The organism is Scleromatobacter humisilvae, assembly GCF_023231945.1.
Classification (GTDB): Bacteria; Pseudomonadota; Gammaproteobacteria; order Burkholderiales; family Burkholderiaceae_C; genus Scleromatobacter; species Scleromatobacter humisilvae.
The window spans coordinates 27,778-50,768 of the sequence record NZ_JAJLJH010000001.1; the positions used below are offsets into that span (position 1 = coordinate 27,778).

Sequence of the window (22,991 nt, forward strand, 5' to 3'; positions counted from 1 at the left end):
ACGGGAATGAGCCACCCGCTGCCCCGCGTGATCGCGCACCTCGACATGGACGCGTTCTATGCGTCGGTCGAACTGCTGCGCTATCCGATGATCCGCGGGCTGGCGGCCGTCGTCGGCGGCGGCCGTCGCCACACGCCGGTGATGCAGGAGGACGGCACGCTGAAGTTCGCCAGGCTGGAGGACTACGTCGGCCGCGGGGTCGTCACCACGTCCACCTACGAGGCGCGCGCCTTCGGCGTGTTCTCCGGCATGGGCATGATGAAGGCGGCCGCGCTCGCGCCGCACGCGATCCTGCTGCCGATGGACTTCGACAGCTACCGCCTCTACTCGCGCAAGTTCAAGGCCGCGGTCGCGGAGCTGGCGCCGGTGATCGAGGATCGCGGCATCGACGAGATCTACATCGACCTGACCGACGTCCCCGGCATCCGCGACACCATCGGCCATGACCCGCTGGGCGGCGTGCGCGCCTTCGCGCACGAGCTGAAGAACAACGTCAAGCGCGCAACCGGCCTCACGTGCTCGGTGGGCGTGACGCCCAACAAGCTGCTGTCCAAGATCGCGTCGGAACTCGACAAGCCCAACGGCCTGACCGTGCTGACGATGGAGGACATCCCCACGCGCATCTGGCCGCTGCCGGTGCGCCGCATCAACGGCATCGGCCCCAAGGCCGGCGCGCGCCTCGATTCGCTCGACATCCACACCATCGGCGAGCTGGCCGCGCGCGACATGGCCTGGCTCACGCAGCACTTCACCGTCAACACCGCGCAGTGGCTGCACGACGTCTCGCACGGCATCGACGACCGCCCGGTGGTGACCAGCAGCGAGCCGGTGTCGATGAGCCGCGAGACCACGTTCGACCGCGACCTGCACGCCAAGCGCGACCGCGCCGAGCTCGGCGACGTCTTCACGCAGCTGTGCACGCAGGTGGCCGCCGACCTGTCGCGCAAGGGCTACGTCGGCCGGACGATCGGCATCAAGCTGCGCTTCGACGACTTCAAGACGGTGACGCGCGACCAGTCGATCACGATTCCCACCTGCGACCCGGCCGAGATCCGCCAGGTCGCCGGCCAGTGCCTGAAGCGCGTCGACCTGACGCGGCGGCTGCGTCTGCTGGGCGTGCGCGTGGGCAGCCTGTCGCGCCCGGGTGCGGCCCCGGCTGCGCGCGGCGCGAAGAAGTCGGGCGGCCAGGCCAGCACGGCCGCGCCGAGGAGGGCCGAGGACGAGCGGCCGGACGAGCCCACGCTGTTCTGAACCGCTTCGATCCAGGCACAGCCTCGCCACCCGTGCTGCCCCGACTTGCGCGGGACCCGGGCCGAGGCGACGATCCCCCGCATGCGGGCCCTGCGCTGCGCCGACGGTGCCCGCGGGTCGCTGCATCAAGCCAGCACGGGTTTCAACCACTCGGGAGTCGGATGAATGTCATACAAGGCGAAGTACACATCGCTGGCCTGGAGCGACGCCCTCACGGCTGCCATCTATTTCGATCGCGTCATCCCCACGAATATTCCAGACGTGACGATGCGAGGCCCCGACGATCCGGTCTACTACGAGGTGCTCAAGGAGATTCTTCCTGAAACGCTTGTCGACCCGTCCACCAAGACGGGCCTTTCGCAATCGATCATTACCTACGTCGCGTACTTCTACTTGACGTTCCCCGCGGCCGGAGGGGTGTATTCGCTCGCGGGAGGCGAGACGCTCGAACAGCGAAGGGATTCGCGCATGCCGGAATTTCTCAAGGCGTTCGGCGCGCTCGTGGAAAGCTCTCGCATGAACGATTTCTCGGTCTACGGCGCTCCCCTTTCCGTACCGCAGGAAACGGACTCCGCGGACCCCTGTCTCATCTTGAGCAACCTCGACCTGATCGACACCACCAAGCTTTCCTGGCGCCAGGTGCTCGAACTTCGCCGGGATGTCGATGCCGTGGAACGCCTGAGGAACCTGCGGCGCATGGTCTACAAGGACTACTCGGGCAAGTCCGAAGCCTACATCAGGGAGGACCTGGAGTTCAGGATCTCGGAGTACGAATCGGCGACCAGACTCTGGGGCCTTCCCCTTCAAAAAGGCGTGCTCGAGATCGCGATGACTGGCGACGCCCTGATGGCCATGGGGGCCGCCACCGCACTCACGCTCTTTGGTGCGCCGATTGCAGCGGCCGCCGCCGCCGGTGGTGCCATCGCGATCGGCAAGGCGGCACTGGCGATCGCGCAGCGCAAACGCGACATCGATCTCGAGCGCAGGCGCAATCCGGTGGCCTACCTTGTCAAACTGCAGCAGATGGCCGGCGACGTCGCCTGAGGAGACGTGCAGGCGCGAGGCACATGCCCATCCGCAGCGAGCGTCATGGGAATGCGTTCGCATCGCGTCGCAACCGTGCTGCGCTCACGCCTGCCAGCCACGCCCTGAGCACCTTCCGCCGGCTAGTCGAACGCGAGCTCGCCGACCGCGACGGCCCGAGCCTTGCGGCCCGGATATTCGACGTACGTCATCGCGATGTTGAGGTCGTCGACGATGGCCCGCGCCTCGATCACGCTGCCGTCGCCGCGCTCGATGGCGTCCGTCGTGTGGGCGTCCGCGACCAGCGTCAGGTCGTAGCCGCGATCGAGCGCGCCGTACGCGGTCGCGCGAATGCACCAGTTGCTCTGCGCGCCGGCCAGCACGATGTGGCTCGCATCCAGGCGGCCGAGTTCCAGCTCGAGCGGCGTCTCCTCGAAGCTGGACGTGTATTTCTTGAACAGCCGCACCTCGCCGGCGGCCGGCACCAGCTCGGGCACCCATTGCCAGCCGGGGCTGTCGTAGCGCATGTCCTCGCTCTCGTGCTGCACCCACAGCACCGGAACGCCCTGCGCGCGCGCCCGCTCGACCGCCTGGGCCACGTTCGCGATGACGCGCGGCGCCTCCCAGCCGTCCTTCATGACGGCGACCTGCACGTCGACGACGAGCAGGACGCGCCTGCTGCCCGGGCGAACGATGGCCATGGCGGAACTCCGTTGCGAGAAAAGCCGCCAGCCTACCTGATCCACGGCCGCAGCACGACGCGCGTCGGGTCGCTGGACGACGCCGGCTCGTCCTTCAGCAGGCCGCGCCGCCGCAGGTGCCGGATCGCCGACTGCACCGACGACTTCGACAGCCCCGTCTTCACCGCGATCGTCTCCAGGCTCGCGGCGACGCGGTCGCGGCCGGTGCGCTTCGCGACGCCGGCCAGGTAGAGGTAGACCACGAAGGCCGACGGCTTGCGGTCGTGGCCGACGAGGTCGGGCATCAGGGTGTCGACGACATACGCGTCGAACGCGACTGTAGTAGCGATTGCCATGGCAGCGAATGCTACCCCTCCCTGCCCGGCAGACCCAGAATGGTTGATCTTCACTTCGGAGGTCTGCCTTGATCACTCAAATCAAGTTCGTCGGCGTGCCGGTCAGCGACCAGGATCGCGCGCTCGCGTTCTACACGGAGAAGCTCGGCTTCGAGGTCGCTACCGACCAGCCCATGGGCCCCGGCCAGCGCTGGATCGAGCTGCGCATCGGCAACGCGCCGACGCGCCTCACCCTGTTCACGCCGCCCGGCCACGAGGATCGCATCGGCACGTTCTTCAACGGCTCGCTGCAATGCGACGACGTCGAGGCGACGCACCGGCAGCTGTCGCAGCGCGGCGTCGAGTTCGTCGAAGGGCCGGCGAAGCAGCCCTGGGGCACGTTCGCGAAGTTCAGGGATCCGGACGGCAACACCTTCGTGCTGTCCTCGGGCTGATCGCGCGGTTCACATGCTGCTCCGGCATGACGCGCCGCCGCGCCGCGCGGCCGGCGCGCATGTCCGTCCCGCGCTACCATCACGGCACGCCGGAGGGCGCGGAGACAAGCCAAGAATGACCACGATCACCTGCATCGAAGACCTGCGCGTGCTGGCGCAAAGGCGCGTGCCGCGCATGTTCTACGACTACGCCGATTCGGGCTCGTGGACCGAGGGCACCTACCGCGCCAACGAGAGCGACTTCCACAAGATCAGGCTGCGCCAGCGCGTGGCGGTCAACATGGAGAACCGCAGCCTCGCGACGGCGATGATCGGCGTGCCGGTGTCCATGCCCGTCGCGATCGCGCCGACCGGCCTGACCGGCATGCAGCACGCCGACGGCGAGATCCTGGCCGCGCGCGCGGCCGAGAAGTTCGGCGTCCCGTTCACGCTGTCGACGATGAGCATCTGCTCGATCGAGGACATCGCCGCCCACACCAAGGCGCCGTTCTGGTTCCAGCTCTACATGATGCGCGACCGCGGCTTCATCGAGCGCCTGATCGAACGCGCCCGCGCCGCCAAGTGCGGCGCGCTGGTGCTGACGCTGGACCTGCAGATCCTCGGCCAGCGCCACAAGGACGTGCGCAACGGGCTGTCCGCGCCGCCCAAGCCCACGCTCGCCAACCTGATCAACCTCGCGACCAAGCCGCGCTGGTGCCTGGGCATGCTGGGCACGAAGCGGCGCAGCTTCGGCAACATCGTCGGGCATGTCGAGGGCGTCGGCGACGTCAGCCGGCTGTCCGAGTGGACGGCCAAGCAGTTCGACCCGGCGCTGAGCTGGGCCGACGTCGAGTGGGTCAAGAAGAAGTGGGGCGGCAAGGTGATCCTCAAGGGCATCATGGACGTCGAGGACGCGCGCCTGGCCGCCAACTCCGGCTGCGACGCGCTGATCGTCTCCAACCACGGCGGCCGCCAGCTCGATGGCGCACCCAGCTCGATCGAGGCGCTGCCCGCCATCGTCGACGCGGTCGGCAAGGACATCGAGGTCTGGCTGGACTCGGGCATCCGCTCGGGCCAGGACATCCTCAAGGCCGTGGCCCTCGGCGCCCGCGGCACGATGATCGGCCGCGCGTTCCTCTACGGCCTGGGGGCGATGGGCGAGCAAGGGGTCACGAAGTGCCTGGAGATCCTGCGCAACGAGCTGGACATCACGATGGCGTTCTGTGGGCATCGGGACATCCGCAACGTGGGGAAGGACATCCTGTTGCCTGGCACCTTCCCAAGGTGAGGACGATTCGCGGCCAGGAGCGGTCCTCCATGGGAGTCGGCTTTCGACTCACCGGTCGGGCGGATCGGCCGAAGGCGTGACCCGCCATGGCCACCCGATCGCGAACGCCCGCGAACGGCGGGTGACGCCTGCGGCCAACCCGCCCTGCCAATTCTGCTTTTCGGCAGGCATTCCGTTCATGACGACGTCCACGACGGGTCGTTCGTCGCCTCGCACCGCCCAAGCCCCCGCCATTCGCTTCGTCCCCAGCCACGGAACTCCGCGCCGCGCAGCCGCTCCAACCGCCTTGTTCTCTACAGGCAGATCCAGCCGCACCCGGCGAGCCGCCCCAGGCGCCTCGCTCGCTGCCGCTCGCCCCTCGTCGATGGAATTCTGGAAGCTGCTGCTGCATTGGTCCGCGCCCGAGCCGGCGCGCAACGGCTGGAACTGGCGCCGCCCCGTGCATCGCGGCATCCTCGCCGCCCAGGTCGTCTGGGATGCGCTGTTCGCCTTCGTCACCGAGGAGGCGCTGATCCGCGCCAGCTCGCTGGCGTTCACGTCGGTGCTGAGCCTCGTGCCGCTGATGACGGTGGCGCTGCGCGTGATGAACTTCTACGGCGTGTCCGAGGCCACGCGCGAGCAGTTCGAGGCGGTGCTCGCGCAATACCTGCTGCCCGCGCAGAGCCGCGACATCGTCAACCTGATGCTGAGCGCGGCGTCGCATGTCACGCAGAACATCGGTGCGCTGGGGCTCGCGAGCTTCTGCATCACGCTGGTGCTGATGGCGCGCGAACTCGAGGGCCACATCCAGAAGATCTGCGGCGCGAAGGGCTCTCTGGCGACCAGCCTGCTGCACTACGCCGCCTTCCTCGTGCTGGCGCCCACCGGCGCGCTGATCGCGTTCGCGGTGCTGCATCCGCTGGCGGCGCTGCTGGCCCTGCTGCCGGGCGACTTCTCCGCCGTCAACTATCCGTTCGTGCTCACGATCGTCGTGCTGTTCGTGACGCTGCGCGCCTTCTCGGGCTACGTTCTGAGCTGGCGCGCGAGCGCGTTCGGCTCGCTGGCCGCCGGCATCGCGGCCTGGGGCTCGTGGCGCGGCTGCGCGATGTACTTCAGCCACTCGGTGTCGCTGTCGGCCTACGGCGCGCTGGCCAGCATCCCGGCCTTCCTGCTGTGGGTGTTCGTCGCCTGGTGCTGCGTGCTGTTCGGCGTGCAGGTGGCGGCCAAGGCGCAGCCGCTGTGCGCGCAGCGCCGGGCGGCTCAGGCCGCGGCAGCGCTGGCCGCGACGGGCAAGGCCGCGAAGTAGCGCTTGAGGACGTCGACCGCCCCGCGCACCTTGGCCGCCTCGGCCTCGTCGCGCCGGGGCGTGACGGCCCAGACGGGCATCGTGCCAAAGCGCCACTGCGGCAGCAGGTGCACCAGCGCCCCGCGCGCGAGCGCGGGCGCGGCGTCGGCATAGGCGAGGTGCGCGATGCCCAGCCCGTGCTCGCACATCTGCTGCAGCGAGATCTGGTTGTTGCTGGCGATGCGCGCCTGCACGTGGAGGCGATGGTGCTCGCCGTCGGCCGAGCGCGCATCCAGCAGGCGCGTCACGGGCTGCGACGTGGCCAGGCCGACCTTGCCCAGGTTCGTCGCCGACGCGGCGAGCAACGTGCCGTCGTGCGGCTCGGCGGGAGACAACTCGCGTCCGAAGGCCAGCCACTGGTGCGCCGGCAACTGCAGCGGCGCCGCGGGCACGCCGGCGCGCGCGAGGTAGTCGGGCGAGGCGCACAGGATGGTCTCGAAGTCGCACAGCTTGCGCGCGATCCAGCTCGAATCGGCCAGGCGGCCGATGCGGATCGCGACGTCGATGCGGGCGTCGATCAGGTCGATCATCGCGTCGTCCACCAGCAGCCGCAGGCGCAGCTGCGGCGCCTCGGCAAGGAACGGCGCCAGCGCGGGCGCGAGGTGGTTGGCGAAGCCGACCGGCGCGGACACGCGCAGCTCGCCGGTCGGCGCCTCGCGCGCCTGCTGCAGCGACTGCGCGGCCGCGCGCGCGGCCTCCAGCATGCGCTGGCAGTGCGGGTAGTAGCGCTCGCCGGCCTCGGTCAGCGCGAGCTTGCGCGTCGAGCGGTGCAGCAGCGTCACGCCGCCGTGCTGCTCCAGCGCGCGGATCGTCTGGCTGACGGCCGACGGGCTCATGCCCAGCCGGCGCGCGGCACCGCTCATCGAGCCGGCGTCGACCACCTCGGCGAACACGGCCAGCGGCTTCAGGTCATCCATCGATTGTTAAGTTCAGCTTCAAGGTGATGGCGACTTTAGCCGACTACCGGCTTGATCGTGAAGCCCATATCGTTGAGCCATTCCTCGCCAACCTCTGGAGAACTTCATGAAGATCGCCCTCATCGGCGCCACCGGCTTCGTCGGCACCGCGCTCGTCGCCGAACTGCTGCAACGCGGACACCCGGTCACCGCGCTCGTGCGCAACCCCGCCAAGCTGCCGCCGCAGCAGAACCTGAGCGCCAAGGCGCTGGACGCATCCGATGCGGACGCCGTCGCCGCGGCCGTGAAGGGCCACGACGCCGTCATCTCGGCGTTCAACCCGGGCTGGGACGCGCCCGAGCTCTACGCGCAGTTCATGAAGGGTCACGACGCGATCGTCGCGGGGGTCGAGCAGTCCGGCGTGACGCGCCTGCTGGTGGTCGGCGGCGCGGGCAGCCTGTTCGTCGCGCCGGGCGTGCAGATGGTGGACACGCCCGAGTTCGCCGCGCACGTCCCGCCCAACATCATCCCCGGCGCCAAGGCCGCGCGCGACGCACTCACCTCGCTGCGCGGCAACACCGCGCTGGCCTGGACCTTCCTCAGCCCGCCCGCGCTGCTGGCCCCGGGCGAGCGCACCGGCCGCTACCGCCTCGGCGGCGAGCAGTTGCTGATGGCCGGCGACGCGCCCGCCGGCATCTCGGTGGCGGACCTGGCGGTGGCCATCGTCGACGAGATCGAGACGCCGCGGCACGTCCGCGCGCGCTTCACGGTCGCGACGGCCTGAAAGGACGAAGGGCGGCGACGCGTGCGCGTCCCGCCCTGGCGTCGCGAAGCCGGTGCGGCTTCAGTGGTGGTCGACGTGCGCCTGTTGCCGGCGCGCGACTTCGGCGCTGGTGCGCGCCACGATCTCGACGCGCGCGATGTCCACCGGGTTCGCGCTCGGGAACGCCACCTGGCGCTGGCGCCGGCCGACGCCTTCGAGCGGGCCCAGCGTGGCCTCGACGTCGGCGCCGTTGAAGATCAGCAGGTTGACCCGGTCGCGCGCCGGCGCGATGGCCAGCAGCGGCTCGCCGTTCATCGACAGCAGCAGGTTGCCCTGACGGATGGTCTCGGTGAGCTCGGCCACCGTCGCACGGATCGTCTTGTGGATCGCCTGTGCCACGGGCATCTCGGCCGGCGGCAGGAAGTCGAACCAGGCCGCGACCAGCGAGCGGGTCTGCTGGGCTTTACGCATGGGGAGGAATCACTGCGCGGGACGGCCGGCGGACTGGCGCCGGTGGTAGATCTGGAACAGCTCCAGCGCGAGGCGCCGCAGGTTCTCGTCGCCGCTCGTGTGGGCGGCGGCGATGCGTTCGTAGGCGTAGAGCTTGTCGTAGCACAGGCGGGCGAGGTGCACCGTCTGGCCTTCGTGCGCCATCATCGACTTGAAGCGCAGCAACGCACCCACGCCCAGTTCGTCCGCACCCATGTGGGTGGTGCTGAAGCCGGCGACCTGCGAGCGGCTGGCGCGCGGCGGGCGCGCCGCCAACGCCGCGTCGAACGGCAGGAAGTCGTTGGGGGTCTGCTGCAGATCGTTGATCTGGGGAACTGGGGTCATGGCGTGCACCTCCGGGTGGCGGACGTCCAGCGACTCTGGTTATCCACAACTCGATGGTGCGGGACCCTCACCCGCGCCGATCCACGAAAAAGCCGCACGGATGCGGCCTATTCAACGATCCGTCGGACTCAGATGTCGCCGGGCGGCGACTCGGCCGCGCCCGGCTCGCGGCTCTCGCGGATGAACTGTTCCAGCCGCGACGACCAGGTCGGCGACTCCGCCTCCAGCTCGGCCAGCGCATGCACCCGGATGCCGGCGTCCTTGAGCATCTTGCTGGCCGCCGCGATGGCCGCCACCTGGTGCGGCTTCTGCTCGAGGTAGACCACCTGCTTGATGCCCACCTGGATGATGGACTGCACGCAGCGCGGGCACGGGAACTGGGTGGCGTAGATCGTCGAGCCCGTCAGCGGCAGCACCACGCAGTTCAGGATCGCGTTGACCTCGGCGTGCACGATGTAGCTGTGGCGCGAGTGCAGCGGATCGTCGTCGTCGTCGGCCCAGTACGCCGGATCGTCGTCGTCGCAGCCGCGCGGCAGGCCGTTGTAGCCGACGCCCAGGATCTTGTAGTCCGAACTGGCGATGCAGGCGCCATTGCGCTTGCGCGCATCCTTCGAGCGCGCCGCCGCCAGCAGCGCCACGCCCATGAACATCGAGTGCCAATCCAGCAGGGACTTGTTTTCCATCGCCTTGATTCTTCGTATCGCGTGCCGATGACCGCAGTTTAGGGCGAACCCGGCCATGGCAGCCCCTCGCGCATCGGCGAGAATCGGGTGTGGTCGAGCAGCGCCGTCCGGTTTTGACAGGCGGCATGGCGCGTGCTCCACTACGACAAGCTTCTGGCAGTCCGGCCAGCGCGGCCACGAGTCGCCGCTCGCCGAACGCCCTTTCCAGCAGGAGAACGACATGCCCAGTCCCTTCAGGCCGGCCACCGAACTGATGGTGCAGTACGCGACCTACCACCGCGATCGCCGCAATATCGCCACCCATTTCCTGGGCATCCCGCTGATCGTCTTCGCGATCGGCATCTTCCTGGCGCGTGCCCAGTTCGACGTCGCGCAGGCGCACCTCACCGCCGCCTGGGTCGTGTGGGCGCTCGCCGCAGCCTGGTACCTGACGCGCGGCAACCTCGTGCTGGGCCTGGCCACCACCATCGTCAACGGCCTGCTGATCTGGGCCGCGCATCCGTTCGCCGTCGGCAGCACGGGCGCCTGGCTTGCCTGCGGCTTGCTCACCTTCGTCACCGGCTGGGTGCTGCAGTTCATCGGCCACTACTACGAAGGCCGCAAGCCGGCGTTCGTCGACGACCTGGTCGGCCTGCTGGTCGGCCCGATGTTCGTCGTCGGCGAGGCGCTCTTCGCCGCGGGCCTGTGCCGGCCGCTGGCGCAGGAGATCGAACGACGTACCGGCCCCACTCTGCTTCGTGACCTTGCGCATCCCGTTGCCTGAAATCGTCACCTCACTTCCGGGGCTGACTGCCACGCCCGAGCGACGTGGCTGACCTCATCCTGACCGACGTCTCGCCGATCGGTCCCGTGCTCATCATGGGCGCGGGCTCGATCGGCTGCTACCTGGGCGGGCGCCTGGCGCTGGCCGGCCACGACGTGCACTTCGTCGGACGCCCGCGCGTCCTCGACCAGCTGCGCACGAACGGCCTGACCATCACCGAGCCCGACGGCAAGACCGCCACGGTGCCGGCCGACATGCTGAGCCTGCACGAGGACGTGCCGTCCGGACTCGGCATCTCGCTGGTGCTGATGTGCGTCAAGAGCAGCGCCACGCCGAAGGCGGCCACCTCGCTCGCGCGCGCGCTGCCCATCGGCACGCTGGTGATGTGCATGCAGAACGGGCTGCACAACGCCGAGGTCGCGCGCTCCGTCGCGGCCCGGCTGCGCTTCCTGTCGGCCATGGTGCCGTACAACGTCGCCGAGATCGGCCCCGGCAACTTCCTGCGCGGCAGCGGCGGCAACCTCGCGCTCGAGGAGGACGAGGTCACCAACGCCTGGCTGCCGACGCTCGCCGCGGCCGGCCTGCCCGCGTCCACGCACAAGGACATCCGCGCCGTGCAGTGGGGCAAGCTGCTGCTGAACCTGAACAACCCGGTCAACGCGCTGTCGGGCCTGCCGCTGCGCGACGAGCTGCTCGACCCCGACCTGCGCGCAACCACGGCGGCGCTGATCGAGGAAGGGCTGTCGGTGCTGGCCGCGGCGCGCCAGCGCACCGCCAAGGTCACGCCGGTGCCCACGAGCTGGCTGCCGCGCCTGATGCGGCTGCCCACGCCGGTCTTCAAGATCCTGGCCGCGAAGATGCTCAAGATCGACCCGCGCGCCCGCTCCAGCATGGCCGACGATCTCGCGCTGGGCCGGCGCACCGAGATCGGCGAGCTGTGCGGCGAGGTCGTCAAGCTCGCCAAGTCGGTGGGCAAGCGCGCGCCGCGCAACGAGAAGATGCTGGGGATGATCCGCTACGTCGAGCTGACGGCACTGGCCGTGGGCTCGCCCGAGCGCGGCCCGACCGACGCGGCGGAGCTGCGCAAGAACATCGAGACGGCGATCTAGGTCGTCTTCGAGATGTTGATGGTCGGGAACTTCGCGCTGAAGTCCTTGGCCTTGCCCGCCACCACCACCGCCACCTGGCGCGCGACGGCCTTGTAGAGACCGGCGACCTCGCCGTCCGGCTCCGCGACGACGGTGGGCGTGCCCGAGTCGGTCTGCTCGCGGATGGCCATCGTCAGCGGCAGTGCGCCAAGATACGCCACGCCGTATTGCGCCGCCATGCGCTTGCCGCCGTCGGCGCCGAAGATGTGCTCGACGTGGCCGCAGTTCGTGCAGACGTGCACCGCCATGTTCTCGACGATGCCCAGGATCGGCACGCCGACCTTCTCGAACATGTTGAGGCCCTTCTTCGCATCGAGCAGCGCGATGTCCTGCGGCGTGGTCACGATCACCGCGCCGGTGAGCGGAACGCGCTGGCTCAGCGTCAGCTGGATGTCGCCGGTGCCGGGCGGCATGTCGATCACGAGGTAGTCGAGTTCGCCCCAGGTGGTCTGGCGCAGCAGCTGGTCGAGCGCCTGCGTGGCCATCGGGCCGCGCCAGACCACGGCCTGCTCGGCGTCGACGAGGAAGCCGATCGACATCACCTTGACGCCGTGGTTGTGCAGCGGCTGCATCGTCTTGCCGTCCTCGGACTCGGGGCGGCCCTCGATGCCCATCATCAGCGGCAGGCTGGGGCCGTAGATGTCCGCATCGAGCAGGCCCACGCGCGCGCCCTCGGCCGAGAGCGCCAGCGCGAGGTTGACGGCGGTCGTGCTCTTGCCGACGCCGCCCTTGCCCGACGACACCGCGATCACGTTGGCCACGCCGGGCAGCAGCGCCACGCCGCGCTGCACCTGGTGCGCGACCACCTTGCTGGTGACCTCGATCGCGACGTCGCCGACGCCGGCAACCGACTTCGCCGCCGCCGCCAGCGCCTCGCGCACGACGGGGAACTGGCTGCGCGCCGGATAGCCCAGCTCGATGTCGAAGGCCACCGCGCCGTCCGCGCCCACGCGCAGGTTCTTCAACTGGCGTCCTGCCGTATACGGCTGGCCGGTATGCGGATCGAGGACGGTGGCGAGCGCTGCGGTCAGCGCGGCTTCGGAGACGGACATGGAGGGGGCGGCTGGGCGCGAATGAGCTGGGAAAGCGCGCGGCCTGCAGCAAACGGCAGGCGGGCGCAGAATCGGGGTGCGGGCAGTCTACCGCGCCCGACTTGGCACCACGGGGCACGGGGACTGGCCGGCCTTCGTGCGCAAACAGGAAAATCGATGGAACTCTGTCCGCTCACGCGGGTGCAGCACCGCATTCGCATCGGCAGCCCGCTGCCCTTCAGCATTCGCGACGCGTCCAGCCAGCTGCTGCTGGCGAAGGACGCGGTCGTCAGCGACGCGCACGAGCTCGAGGCGCTGGTCGAACGCGGGGCTTGCGTCGATGTCGACGAACTGCGCGACGCGATCGCCACGACGCCGCCGGAGCAGTTGCCCGCGTCGTGGCGCCGCCTCGCCGAGACGCTCGCCGGCGTGCTCGCGCGCATGCCCGCGCCCGACGCGCCCGACGCGCTGGCCGACGCCGCCGCCGAGCTCGCGGCGCTGGCCGAACGCGAGCCCGACCTGGCCATCTTCCTGCTGGTGCGGCCCGACGACGCCGACCACGCGCCCTACGGCGTCGTGCGCAGCCTGCATGCCGCGGCCGCGGCCTACCTGATCGCGCTGCGCCTCGAGTGGCCGCGCGAGCGCCGCCTGACGTTGGTCAAGGCGGCGTTCACCATGAACCTGGGCATGCTCGAACTGCAGGAGCGCATGGCCAACCTGGCGCGCCTGCCCAATCCGCAGCAGCGCCAGGCCGTGCAGACGCACCCGACCACCAGCCTCGCCACGCTCAAGGCCAGTGGCGTCACCGACCCGGAGTGGCTGCAGGCCGTCGAACACCACCACGAGCGGCCGGGCGGCGGCGGCTATCCGGCCGGGGTCACGGAGGTCGGCGAGATGGCCAACGCGCTGCGCACCGTGGACGTCTACACCGCCAAGCTCGCCGGCCGCAGCGGCCGCGACAGCCTGCCGCCGCCGCGCGCGGCGCGCGACCTGCTGGTCGTCGAGCGCGGCAACCCGTTCGCGCTGGCGCTGATCACCGAGTTCGGCGTGCATCCGCCAGGCAGCCTGGTGCGGCTGTTCAGCGGCGAGGTGGCGGTCGTCGTGAGGCGCACGGCCGATTCCAGCGCGCCGCAGGTGGCCGTGTTGTCCGGCCGACGCGGCGAGCCACTGGACGAGCCGCTGATGATCGAGGCCAGCGGCCGCGACCGCGGCATCGCCGGCCCCGCCGAGACCAAGGGGCTGCGCACGCGCATCAGCCCGGAGCGCCTCTACAGGCAGTCGACGAGCTGAGTCACAACCGGCTGGGCATCGGTGCGGCCTCGCGCGCGCCCGGCGCCAGGCGCAGCACGCTCGCGACGCTGCCGGCCAGCGCGAACGCGCATCCCAGCCACAGCGCGGCGCGCGGGGCGTGCATCTGGCCGGACAAGTGGAAGCACAGGGCCACCAGCCCCGCGCCCGTGGCCTGACCCAGCAGCCGCGACACCGCAACCACACCGCTCGCACCGCCGCTGCGCCGGGGCGGCACGCTGCTCATCAACGCCTTCAGGTTGGGCGCCTGGAAGAAGCCGAAGCCGGCGCCGCACAGCGCGGTGCGCCAGCAGATGTCCCACGCCGCCGCGTGCGGGGCCAGCAGCGCCAGCGAGGCCATGCCGATGCCCAGCGCCACGAGGCCGACGCCGCCCAGCAGGCCGGGCGGATAGCGATCGGCCATCCGTCCCGCGATCAGCGCCATGACCGCCACGACCGCCGGCCACGGCGTCATCAGCAGGCCCGTCGTCACGGCGCTGTAGCCCAGCGTCGACTGCAGCAGGAACGGCAGCGCGACGAAGCCCAGCCCCTGGGTCGAGAACGAGCAGATCGACGTCAGCGCCGACAGCTTGAAGCTGCGCGCCTTGAACAGGTCGACGGCCAGCATCGGTGCCGGATGGCCGGCCTGGCGGCGCAACAGCAGCACGCCGCAGATCGCGGCGACCAGCGCCTCCATCGCGACCGGCGCCCAGTCGCCGCCATGGGCCAGCGACTCGAAGGCGAGCAGGCCGATGCCGAGCAGGCCCGCGCACAACACCGCGGCGAACGGGTCGAAGCCGTGGCTCTGTCGTTCGGTGTGCGGCAACGCCTTCCACGCGAACAACACGGCGACCACGCCGACCGGCACGTTGATCAGGAACAGCCAGTGCCACGACGCCACCGACAGCACCGCCGACGCCACCGTCGGCCCGACCGTGAAGGCCAGCGCCACGACCAGCGCGTTCATGCCCACGCCGCGCCCGAGCTGGCGCGCCGGGAACACGAAGCGGATCAGCGCGATGTTGATGCTCATGATGGCCGCGCCGCTCACGCCCTGCAGGATGCGCGCGGCCACCAGCGTGGTGAGCGAATCCGCCAGGCCGCAGACCAGCGAGGCGAAGGTGAAGACCAGCGTGCCGGCCGCGAAGACCCTGCCGTGTCCCAGGATCTCGCCCGACGCCGCGAACGGCAGGGCCGCGGCGATCGTCGCCAGCTGGTACGCGTTGACCACCCAGATCACCTGCGCCGCGCTCACGTGCAGGCTCTCGGAGATGGTGGGCAGCGCCGTGTTGGCGATCGCCGTGTCGAGCGTGGCCATCGCGACCGACAACAGGATCGCGGTCAGCGCCAGCACGTGCTGCCGTCCGACCAGGCCGTCGGCGACGGGCCGGGCGGGAGCGGCTGATTCGGAGGACATCGGCGGGATCGTCTTCGAAGATGAGGGAGTCCTCGCATTGCACCACCGTCGCGATGCCGCAGCGTCGGTGCGGGCTATTCCGTCGCCATCAACGGTTCACATCGTGGACGTGGCCGAGGCAGCACGATCTCGAACGACGATCGGCGGCTGACGTGTCGTTGGCTACCGTGGTCGGGGGATGGTCATCCGACGGGGATTCGCGACCATCTCGAGCTGACGCCGACAACCAGCTTCCGGGACCGCACACCATGAATCGTCTCTCCGCCCGCACCGCCTTCGCCCTGCTCCTGGCTGCGCCGCTCGCGTCGCACGCCACCGAGATCGCCGCGGGCACCGCCGAATACGTCACCGCCCGCGACTGCATCGCCGGGCCGACGTCGGCGTGCGACGACGTGTCGCCCATCGTCATGAGCCAGTATGGCGGCAACGGCGGCGCGTTCTCGTCGGCGGCGACCGAGACCTTCGCCGGCTACGGCAGCGCCTCGGGCAGCGTCAGCCTCTCGGGCACCATCGGCGCACCGGTGCTGCACGCGAGCGCCTCCAGCCTGGCCGGCAAGCGCGTCAACACCAACTCGGTCGCGCTCCAGAGCTACACCTACACCGGCGCCGCGGCCACCACGCGCACGTTCGGCGGCACGCTCACCTACAACCAGCTGGAGACGGGCTTCTATCCCGACAACACCGGCGTGTACGCGGTCATCGACGCCTTCACGCTGACGGCCGCGGCGATCGACGTCGGCACCACGCCCGAGGACAACTTCAACGCCCTGTTCAACGCTGACTTCAGCGCCGAAGGCTATGTCGATGTCGCCTCGATGACCTTCGCCGACACCAGCTCGAACCCCGCGGGCAGCGGCACGTTCAGCGTCGATGTGCCGCTGACGCCCGGCGAGACGATCTGGCTGCGCGTGCTGTTGCAGACGCCGGCGGCCAACGGCAGCGTCACCGACGCTTCGCACACGCTGATCACACGCTGGAACGACGGCACCGACCTGACGCCCGCCGTCACGAGCACGCCGGTGCCCGAGCCGTCGTCGCTGGCGATGCTGGCGCTGGGCCTGGCCGCGACCGCGTTCGCGGCGCGCCGGCAGCGCGGCTGATCGCCGCGGTCGCTCAGCGCTTGGCGGGCCTGGAGGCCTTGTCCGCCGGCGCCTTGGCCGTGGCGGACGTGTCGGGCCCGCGCGACGCGCGATGCTCCAGCACGATGTTGGTGGCCACGCCGGAGTCGACGACCTGGCGATGCGCGCCTTCGTAGAGTTCGTTGATCTCCGACGGCGACATCACCGCCAGCCGCGACGGCGCGATCGTGGCCGTGACGCCCTTCAACTCCTGGTCGCGGCAATTGAAGTAGAGCGCGGCGCCCACCTCGTTGGCGGGCGTGCGGCGGTCGTCCAGCCGCACCGCCTCCTTGCGCAGGCAGGCCATCCAGACCTCGCGCGCGGCGGCCACCTCGGCCTGCACCTGCGCGCCGCCGTGCACCATGCCGGTGGCGGCGTCGTTGGCCTGGATGGACGCCGACAGCACCGGCAGCGCGGGCAACGTCGCGGAGAACGCCTTGCTGGCGAACTCGCGCTTGACCGAGTCCTCGAGCGCCGCGGCCCACTTGGTCATCGCCTCGTCGCTGTCGAAGTACGGCGCCGTGAAGAAGACGTGCATGCGGCCGAAGGTGGCGTCCTGCTTGCTCGTGTAGACGATCTCGATGGCGCTGCCGAGGCCGACGACGTGCTGGTCGTGCATCCAGCGCGCGGCGTACGGGCTCGTGCGCTGCAGCGCGCGCTGCAGGTCCGGATGGCCGAAGACGGCCAGGCACTGCTGGCCGCCGAACTTCGTCATCGGCGTGGCGTGCAGCGCGCCATTGTTGGGGGCGCAGCTGTCGTCGCCCCAGGACACCAGGCCCGGCGCGTCCTGCACCGGCAGCGACAGGTCGATCGCGACGCGGAACTGGCCGTGGTCGACGAGCACCACCACGCCGCGAAAGACCTCGGCGTCGCGGTTGCCCGCGGTGCCGGTGGTGAAGGTCTGGCCCTGCACCAGCGTCCACTGGCCCGGCGGCAGGTGGAAGATGTGCGAGCCGATGCGCAGGTCGTTGTCCGGGATGGGGGACGGCACGCTGGCATGGGCGATGTCCGTCGCGCGGCTGGACGCGGGCGCGAAGGCCAGCAGCGCCAACCCGGCCGCCAGGCCGGCCCGGAGGTGACGCGCGGCGCGATTCTTGAACGGGTTCAAAGCGATCCTTGCGAGCATGAGGGCGACGAACAACGTCCGCACTTTACGTCATCGACCGCCGAGCACGCCCCCGGAACGACCCGTCCGCGTGACATTTGCCGGGCGAGCGCGCCGACGCCGCGCCGGCGCGGCCATTCGCCCCGTCCCGCCAGGATCGCGGCGCAGCCTTAGAATCGACGGTTCCGCTGCGCGGCGGCCCGCCGGCGCGACCACTGCCTCACCATGACCCGCAAACTCTTCGTCACCACCGCCCTGCCCTACGCCAATGCGCCCTTCCACATCGGGCACATGATGGAGTACATCCAGGCCGACATCTGGGTGCGGTTCCAGCGCATGAACGGCGCCACGGTGCACTTCGTCGGCGCCGACGACGCCCACGGCGCGCCGATCATGATCGCGGCCGAGAAGCAGGGCAAGACGCCGCAGGCCTTCGTCGCCGAGATCGCCGCCGGCCGCGCCAAATATCTCGACGGCTTCCACATCGCGTTCGACAACTGGAGCTCCACCGACTCGGCGGAGAACCACGCGCTCGCCAAGGAGATCTACCTCGGGCTGCGCAAGAACGAGCTGATCGACGTGAAGACGATCGACCAGTTCTTCGACCCGGTGAAGTCAATGTTCCTGCCGGACCGCTTCATCAAGGGCGAGTGCCCGAAGTGCGGCACCAAGGACCAGTACGGCGACTCGTGCGAGAACTGCGGCGCCGTCTACAACCCGACCGAGCTGAAGAACCCGTACTCGGCGCTCAGCGGCGCGACGCCGGTGATGCGCTCGTCCGAGCACTATTTCTTCCGCCTGTCCGACCCGCGCTGCCTCGACTTCCTGCAGAAGTGGACGACCGACACCGGCCGCCTGCAGCCCGAGGTGCTGAACAAGATCAAGGAGTGGTTCCAGAAGGATCCCGAGACCGGTGCCGGCGGCCTGGGCGACTGGGACATCTCGCGCGACGCGCCCTATTTCGGCATCGAGATCCCCGACGCCCCGGGCAAGTACTTCTACGTCTGGCTGGACGCGCCGATCGGCTACCTGGCCTCGCTGAAGAACTACTTCTCGAAGGCCAACATCGACTACGACAAGTTCTTCGCCGACCCCGACGTGCAGCAGGTGCACTTCATCGGCAAGGACATCACGTACTTCCACACGCTGTTCTGGCCGGCGATGCTGCACTTCTCCGGCCGCAAGACGCCGGACCACGTGTTCGTGCACGGCTTCATCACGCTGGGCGGCGACAAGATGAGCAAGAGCCGCGGCACCGGCATCTCGCCGCTGAAGTACCTCGACCTCGGCCTGCATCCCGAGTGGCTGCGCTACTACATCGCCGCCAAGCTCAACTCGCACGTCGAGGACATCGAGTTCAATCCGGAGGACTTCGTCGCCCGCGTGAACTCCGACCTGGTCGGCAAGTACGTCAACATCGCCAGCCGCGCGGCCGGGTTCCTGGCCAAGCGCTTCGGCGGCACGCTGTCGGGCGACCTCGGCGTCGAGGGCTCGTCGCTGCTGGAGACGCTGCGCGCGCAGAAGGACGCGATCGTCGAGCTGTACGAGGAGCGCGAGTTCGGCAAGGCGCTGCGCGACATCATGGCGCTGGCCGACAAGGTCAACGAGTACGTCGACCAGCACAAGCCCTGGGATCTCGCCAAGAAGGAAGGCGCCGACGCCGCGCTGCAGGACGTCTGCAGCACGTGCATCGAGGCGTTTCGCCTGCTCACGATCTACCTCAAGCCGGTGCTGCCGGCGCTGGCGAAGCACGTCGAGGACTTCCTGCAGGTCCCGGCGCTGACCTTCGGCGACGTCTCGTCCGCGCTCGGCGCGCACAGGATCGGCACCTACACGCACCTGATGCAGCGCGTCGACACCAAGCTGCTGGACGCACTGTTCGAGGCGCCGCCCGTGGTCGTCGAGAAGCTCGTGCCGGGTGGCGAGGAGCTCGCCCCCGAGATCAAGATCGACGACTTCGCCAAGGTCGACCTGCGCATCGCCAGGATCGTCAACGCGGAGAAGGTCGAAGGCTCCGACAAGCTGCTGCGGCTGACGCTGGACGCCGGCGAGGGCCGGCATCGCAACGTGTTCTCCGGCATCTCGGCGCACTTCGACCCGGCCACGCTGGTGGGCAAGCTGACCGTGCTCGTCGCCAACCTGGCGCCGCGCAAGATGAAGTTCGGGCTGTCCGAGGGCATGGTGCTGGCGGCCAGCCACGGCGACGAGAAGGTCGACGGCGGGCTTTATCTGCTGGAGCCGGGCGCCGGCGCGCTGCCGGGCATGCGCTTGCACTAAAATGTGCAGAGCGCCGTAGGGCGGGTCGTTTCGACCCGCAATTCGCCGTCCGCGCGCACGGCGGGTCAAGCGACCCGCCCTACATGACCAGCGCCCGCCAGAGCGGGCGCAATTCACCTCTCGAAGCCACCATGCCGTTGTTCTGGAAGCCCTACAAGTCGGAAGTCAGCTCGTTCATCGACGACCTGAAGGCGAAGAAGCCGACGCTGGAGGCCGAGCAGCGCGCCGGCCGCGCGTTGCTGTGGGACAAGCAGGTCGACCGCGAGCTGCAGTCCGAGTACCAGGAAGCCAAGGTCGCGCAGCAACCGTACGTCTACCAGACTCACGTCAAGTGAACCCTGAGGCGCCGATGAGCGGCGATGGCGCCGCTCAGGGCGCCGCGCCGGAGGCCGTTCCCGCCGCCGTGACGGCGCAGGACGCGGCCGCGATCGCGCACACCGCGGGCGTCGACGAGCGCCACGCCGCCTTCCGCAACGCCCCCGACGGCGCGCCGCCGATCGACGGCGTCGCGCTTGCCCGCCTGTACGGCGAGCCGCTGTTCCGGATGCCGACGGATCTCTACATCCCGCCGGACGCGCTGGAGGTCTTCCTCGAGACCTTCGAAGGCCCGCTGGACTTGCTGCTGTACCTGATCCGGCGCCAGAACTTCAACATCTTCGACATCCCGCTGGCGCAGGTCACGCGCCAGTACCTCGACTACGTCGACCAGATCCGCCAGCACAACCTCGAGCTCGCCAGCGAGTACCTGCTGATGGCGGCGATGCTGATCGAGATCAAGTCGCGCATGCTGCTGCCGCCCAAGCCGACGGCCGACGGCGCCGAGCCGGAAGATCCGCGGGCCGAGCTGGTGCGACGGCTGCTGGAGTACGAGCAGATGAAGCTGGCCGCCGCGCAGCTCGACGCGCTGCCGGTCATCGGCCGCGACTTCCTGCGCGCGCAGGTGACGATGGAGCAGTCCAACGTCACCGTGTTCCCGGACGTCAGCCTGGCCGACCTGCGCGAGGCCTGGGCCGACATCCTCAAGCGCGCCAAGCTGAACCAGCACCACCACATCTCGCGCGAGCAGCTGTCGGTGCGCGAGTACATGACCAAGATGCTGCGCCGCCTGCAGGGCGTGCGCTACGTCGAGTTCCAGGAGCTGTTCGAGACCGCGACCAGCCCCACCGTGATGGTGGTGACCTTCATCGCGATGCTGGAGCTGTCGCGCGAGCGCCTGCTCGAGGTGACGCAGGCCGAGGCCTTCGCGCCGATCTACGTCCGGTTGGCGTACACGCCGCTGCAATGACCTCGCCGCGCCCGCCGCTTCGACTCGTCGGCCGCGATGGCGAGGACGACGCCGACTTCGAGCCCGTCGAGCGCGAGCCGCACGACCTGCATCCGCCCTACCTCGAGCCCGGCGCCGTCGACGACGGGGAACCCGCCTCCGAGGAGGACGCGCCGCGCACCGCGCTGTCGCCGCGCTTCGTCGTCGCCGCGCTGGTCGTGTTCCAGCTGCTCGCGGCGTCCAGCTATCTCGGCAAGTACATCGCGCTGACGCAGGGCGACGACCAGTTCCGGTTCGCCGCGGCGATGTCGCTGCCGGCCAGCCTGTGCCTCTACCTCGGCGCGATCCTGCTGGCGCTGCGGCCCGGCCGGGGCCGCGTGCTGTTCATCGTCGCCGCCGCGGGCTTCGGGCTGTCGCTGCCGGCCTGGGGCGTCGGCTACGGCTGGAGCTGGCCGATCGCCTTCGGCGCCATCCTCGCGCTCGCCGGCGCGTGGTTCGCGCGCGCCGAGGTGCGGCCGGACGACGCGTCCGCCGCGCAACCCTGATTTCCTCTTCGCCCACAAGGACCCGTTCCATGCGTCTCGCCGCCCTGACGATCCCCCCGCTGATCCTGGCGCTCGCCGCTTGCCAGAGCACGCCCGACCTCGCGACGCTGCCGCACGCGACGCTGGCCGGCACGCACGTCGACGTCGACAGCGACCGCGTCGACACGTTCCAGGTCGTCTCCATCGATGGCCGCAACGTGCTGCCGATCACCGACCAGCCGGTCAAGCTGATCGGCCACGACACCACGCAGCTGCTGCCGGCGGGCCTGCCGGTCCACGTCGAGATCGAGGGCTACGCGGCCTACTACAGCACGCTGCACCGCCTGGCCTGGGATCCGATGCGCGCCAAGGGCATCGTCGAGTTCGTGCCGGCGGCCGGCGCGACGTATTCGCTGCATGGCGTGGTCAACGCCGAGGCCTCGTCGGTCTGGATCGAGGACAACGCCACGCACGAGGCCGTCGGCCGCAAGCTCGTCGTCCCCGGACGGGGCGCGGCGGGCGCGGCCAGCGGCGTCGAGCCGACGCTGCGCTCAGGAGGCGCGTAAGGCCGCGGTGCCGCCCGTCACGCTGCGCGCCACGCCGGCGAGGGCCGCCTCGCGATCGTCGGCCGGCGCCTTGCAGTCGGTGAGGTAGCTCACGACCACCAGCGGGGCGCGCCGCGGTGGCCACAGCACGCCGATGTCGTTGGTGCTGCCGAGATCGCCGGTGCCGGTCTTGTCTGCCACGCGCCAGTCGGACGGCACGCCCGCCCGCAGGCGGCGCCCGCCGGTGGTGTTGGCCGTCATCCAGCGCACGAGCTGCGCGCGGCCGGCCTCCGACAGCGCATCGCCCAGCAGCACCTTGCGCAGCGTCTGCGCCGTCGCGCGCGGCGTCGAGGTGTCGCGCGGATCGCCCGGGATCGCGGTGTTGAGCGACGGCTCGTTGCGGTCCAGGCGCGTCGTGGCGTCGCCGATGCGGCGCGCAAAGGCGGTCACGCCCGCCGGGCCGCCCGCGCTGGCCAGCAGCAGGTTGGCGGCGGTGTTGTCGCTCACGGTGATCGCCGCGTCGCACAGCTCGGCCACCGTCATGCCGGCGCCGCCGACGTGCCTGCTCGCGACGGGCGCGTACTTCAGCAGGTCGGCGCGCGTGACGACGATGCGGCGATCCAGCCGCTCCTGGCCGGCGTCGACGCGCGAGAGAACCAGCGCAGCGGCGAGGAACTTGAAGGTGCTGCACATCGGGAAGCGCTCGTCGAGGCGGTGTCCGGCGAGCTCGCCGGTGGCGGTGTCCAGCACGGCGACACCCAGCCGTCCGCCCACCGAGGCCTCGATCTCGTCCCAGCGCCGCGTCGCCTCCGGCCCCAGTTTTTCATGGGCTGGCTTGTCGTAGCCCAGCGCCCGCGCCACGGGCCATGCGCCGGCCAACGCCAGCGCCGCCCGTCCGAAATGCCTTCTGTCCATCTGCTTTTCCTCGCGTGATTGATTCGACAGGCCGCACGATAGCCAGCCGTGCGATGTCGATCAAACGATGATTTTCGGGACGAGAC

General features: G+C 70.0%; 25 protein-coding genes. 15 read left to right on the top strand and 10 right to left on the bottom strand.

Annotated elements, in window-relative coordinates:
• Window positions 1-6 precede the first annotated feature (6 nt).
• Window positions 7-1,251: a DNA polymerase Y family protein gene (locus LPC04_RS00130; RefSeq protein WP_275680143.1), complete on the top strand. Its 1,245-nt coding sequence runs from the start codon at window positions 7-9 to the stop codon at window positions 1,249-1,251.
• 165 nt (window positions 1,252-1,416) lie between these two features.
• Window positions 1,417-2,295, top strand: coding sequence for a hypothetical protein (locus LPC04_RS00135; RefSeq protein WP_275680144.1), 879 nt, complete (start codon window positions 1,417-1,419; stop codon window positions 2,293-2,295).
• A gap of 122 nt (window positions 2,296-2,417) precedes the next feature.
• On the opposite strand, the gene LPC04_RS00140 is transcribed toward LPC04_RS00135, so the two are convergent.
• Both LPC04_RS00140 and LPC04_RS00145 read right to left on the bottom strand, forming a co-directional pair.
• A complete protein-coding gene (locus tag LPC04_RS00140; protein ID WP_275680145.1) occupies window positions 2,418-2,975 on the bottom strand; it encodes a cysteine hydrolase family protein in 558 nt (185 codons plus the stop codon).
• A 32-nt stretch (window positions 2,976-3,007) separates the two neighbouring features.
• The gene (locus tag LPC04_RS00145; RefSeq protein WP_275680146.1) at window positions 3,008-3,310 is read right to left on the bottom strand and encodes a helix-turn-helix domain-containing protein; all 303 of its coding nucleotides are present in this window, start codon (window positions 3,308-3,310) and stop codon (window positions 3,008-3,010) included.
• 68 nt (window positions 3,311-3,378) lie between these two features.
• Here LPC04_RS00145 and LPC04_RS00150 point away from each other — a divergent pair, with 68 nt between their 5' ends.
• The 3 genes from LPC04_RS00150 (at window position 3,379) to LPC04_RS00160 (ending at window position 6,296) form a co-directional block, all read left to right on the top strand.
• Window positions 3,379-3,744, top strand: a complete 366-nt coding sequence (locus LPC04_RS00150; protein WP_275680147.1) for a VOC family protein — start codon at window positions 3,379-3,381, stop codon at window positions 3,742-3,744.
• Between the two features lie 115 nt (window positions 3,745-3,859).
• Window positions 3,860-5,011, top strand: a complete 1,152-nt coding sequence (locus tag LPC04_RS00155) for an alpha-hydroxy acid oxidase (protein ID WP_275680148.1) — start codon at window positions 3,860-3,862, stop codon at window positions 5,009-5,011.
• Window positions 5,012-5,375: 364 nt separating this feature from the next.
• Window positions 5,376-6,296 (top strand): YihY/virulence factor BrkB family protein, encoded by a 921-nt coding sequence (locus LPC04_RS00160; protein ID WP_275680149.1) that lies wholly within the window; start codon window positions 5,376-5,378, stop codon window positions 6,294-6,296.
• Here LPC04_RS00160 and LPC04_RS00165 read toward each other — a convergent pair.
• Entirely contained in the window at window positions 6,251-7,252 is a 1,002-nt protein-coding gene (locus LPC04_RS00165) for a LysR family transcriptional regulator (RefSeq protein ID WP_275680150.1), read from the bottom strand. The two genes, LPC04_RS00160 and LPC04_RS00165, sit on opposite strands and share 46 nt — an antisense overlap.
• A 106-nt stretch (window positions 7,253-7,358) precedes the next feature.
• On the opposite strand from LPC04_RS00165, the gene LPC04_RS00170 reads away from it, so the two are divergent.
• Window positions 7,359-8,015, top strand: a complete 657-nt coding sequence (locus tag LPC04_RS00170; RefSeq protein ID WP_275680151.1) for an NAD(P)-dependent oxidoreductase — start codon at window positions 7,359-7,361, stop codon at window positions 8,013-8,015.
• A 60-nt stretch (window positions 8,016-8,075) separates the two neighbouring features.
• Here LPC04_RS00170 and LPC04_RS00175 read toward each other — a convergent pair whose 3' ends face one another.
• The 3 genes from LPC04_RS00175 to LPC04_RS00185 all read right to left on the bottom strand — a co-directional run bounded on the left by LPC04_RS00175 (window position 8,076) and on the right by LPC04_RS00185 (window position 9,511).
• Window positions 8,076-8,465, bottom strand: coding sequence for a DUF1801 domain-containing protein (locus LPC04_RS00175; RefSeq protein WP_275680152.1), 390 nt, complete (start codon window positions 8,463-8,465; stop codon window positions 8,076-8,078).
• Window positions 8,466-8,474: 9 nt separating this feature from the next.
• Window positions 8,475-8,828 (bottom strand): hypothetical protein, encoded by a 354-nt coding sequence (locus LPC04_RS00180; protein ID WP_275680153.1) that lies wholly within the window; start codon window positions 8,826-8,828, stop codon window positions 8,475-8,477.
• 128 nt (window positions 8,829-8,956) lie between these two features.
• Complete coding sequence (locus tag LPC04_RS00185; RefSeq protein ID WP_275680154.1) at window positions 8,957-9,511, bottom strand: deoxycytidylate deaminase; 555 nt, start codon at window positions 9,509-9,511, stop codon at window positions 8,957-8,959.
• A gap of 220 nt (window positions 9,512-9,731) precedes the next feature.
• On the opposite strand from LPC04_RS00185, the gene LPC04_RS00190 reads away from it, so the two are divergent.
• Complete coding sequence (locus tag LPC04_RS00190) at window positions 9,732-10,274, top strand: Mpo1 family 2-hydroxy fatty acid dioxygenase (protein WP_275680155.1); 543 nt, start codon at window positions 9,732-9,734, stop codon at window positions 10,272-10,274.
• A 44-nt stretch (window positions 10,275-10,318) separates the two neighbouring features.
• Complete coding sequence (locus LPC04_RS00195; RefSeq protein ID WP_275680156.1) at window positions 10,319-11,383, top strand: 2-dehydropantoate 2-reductase; 1,065 nt, start codon at window positions 10,319-10,321, stop codon at window positions 11,381-11,383.
• On the opposite strand, the gene apbC is transcribed toward LPC04_RS00195, so the two are convergent.
• Window positions 11,380-12,474 (bottom strand): iron-sulfur cluster carrier protein ApbC, encoded by a 1,095-nt coding sequence (gene apbC / locus LPC04_RS00200; protein WP_275680157.1) that lies wholly within the window; start codon window positions 12,472-12,474, stop codon window positions 11,380-11,382. The two genes, LPC04_RS00195 and apbC, sit on opposite strands and share 4 nt — an antisense overlap.
• A gap of 156 nt (window positions 12,475-12,630) precedes the next feature.
• Between apbC and LPC04_RS00205 the strand changes: the two genes are divergently transcribed.
• The gene (locus LPC04_RS00205; RefSeq protein ID WP_275680158.1) at window positions 12,631-13,743 is read left to right on the top strand and encodes an HD-GYP domain-containing protein; all 1,113 of its coding nucleotides are present in this window, start codon (window positions 12,631-12,633) and stop codon (window positions 13,741-13,743) included.
• Between the two features lies 1 nt (window position 13,744).
• Here the strand turns inward: LPC04_RS00205 and LPC04_RS00210 are convergent, their stop codons facing one another.
• Window positions 13,745-15,157, bottom strand: coding sequence for an MFS transporter (locus LPC04_RS00210; RefSeq protein WP_275680159.1), 1,413 nt, complete (start codon window positions 15,155-15,157; stop codon window positions 13,745-13,747).
• A gap of 248 nt (window positions 15,158-15,405) precedes the next feature.
• Here LPC04_RS00210 and LPC04_RS00215 point away from each other — a divergent pair, with 248 nt between their 5' ends.
• The gene (locus tag LPC04_RS00215; RefSeq protein ID WP_275680160.1) at window positions 15,406-16,257 is read left to right on the top strand and encodes a PEP-CTERM sorting domain-containing protein; all 852 of its coding nucleotides are present in this window, start codon (window positions 15,406-15,408) and stop codon (window positions 16,255-16,257) included.
• Between the two features lie 13 nt (window positions 16,258-16,270).
• On the opposite strand, the gene LPC04_RS00220 is transcribed toward LPC04_RS00215, so the two are convergent.
• Window positions 16,271-17,383 (bottom strand): hypothetical protein, encoded by a 1,113-nt coding sequence (locus tag LPC04_RS00220; protein WP_275680161.1) that lies wholly within the window; start codon window positions 17,381-17,383, stop codon window positions 16,271-16,273.
• Window positions 17,384-17,605: 222 nt separating this feature from the next.
• Between LPC04_RS00220 and metG the strand changes: the two genes are divergently transcribed.
• The 5 genes from metG to LPC04_RS00245 all read left to right on the top strand — a co-directional run bounded on the left by metG (window position 17,606) and on the right by LPC04_RS00245 (window position 22,011).
• Window positions 17,606-19,657, top strand: coding sequence for a methionine--tRNA ligase (gene metG, locus LPC04_RS00225; RefSeq protein WP_275680162.1), 2,052 nt, complete (start codon window positions 17,606-17,608; stop codon window positions 19,655-19,657).
• 131 nt (window positions 19,658-19,788) lie between these two features.
• Window positions 19,789-19,992 (top strand): DUF3460 family protein, encoded by a 204-nt coding sequence (locus LPC04_RS00230; RefSeq protein ID WP_275680163.1) that lies wholly within the window; start codon window positions 19,789-19,791, stop codon window positions 19,990-19,992.
• Window positions 19,993-20,006: 14 nt separating this feature from the next.
• On the top strand, window positions 20,007-20,942 hold the full coding sequence (locus LPC04_RS00235) for a segregation and condensation protein A (protein ID WP_275680164.1): 936 nt from the start codon (window positions 20,007-20,009) through the stop codon (window positions 20,940-20,942).
• A complete protein-coding gene (locus tag LPC04_RS00240; RefSeq protein ID WP_275680165.1) occupies window positions 20,939-21,466 on the top strand; it encodes a hypothetical protein in 528 nt (175 codons plus the stop codon). The genes LPC04_RS00235 and LPC04_RS00240 overlap by 4 nt, the downstream gene beginning before the upstream one ends.
• A 29-nt stretch (window positions 21,467-21,495) precedes the next feature.
• Complete coding sequence (locus LPC04_RS00245) at window positions 21,496-22,011, top strand: hypothetical protein (protein WP_275680166.1); 516 nt, start codon at window positions 21,496-21,498, stop codon at window positions 22,009-22,011.
• On the opposite strand, the gene bla is transcribed toward LPC04_RS00245, so the two are convergent.
• Window positions 21,997-22,905, bottom strand: a complete 909-nt coding sequence (gene bla, locus LPC04_RS00250) for a class A beta-lactamase (protein ID WP_275680167.1) — start codon at window positions 22,903-22,905, stop codon at window positions 21,997-21,999. The two genes, LPC04_RS00245 and bla, sit on opposite strands and share 15 nt — an antisense overlap.
• Window positions 22,906-22,991 lie beyond the last annotated feature (86 nt).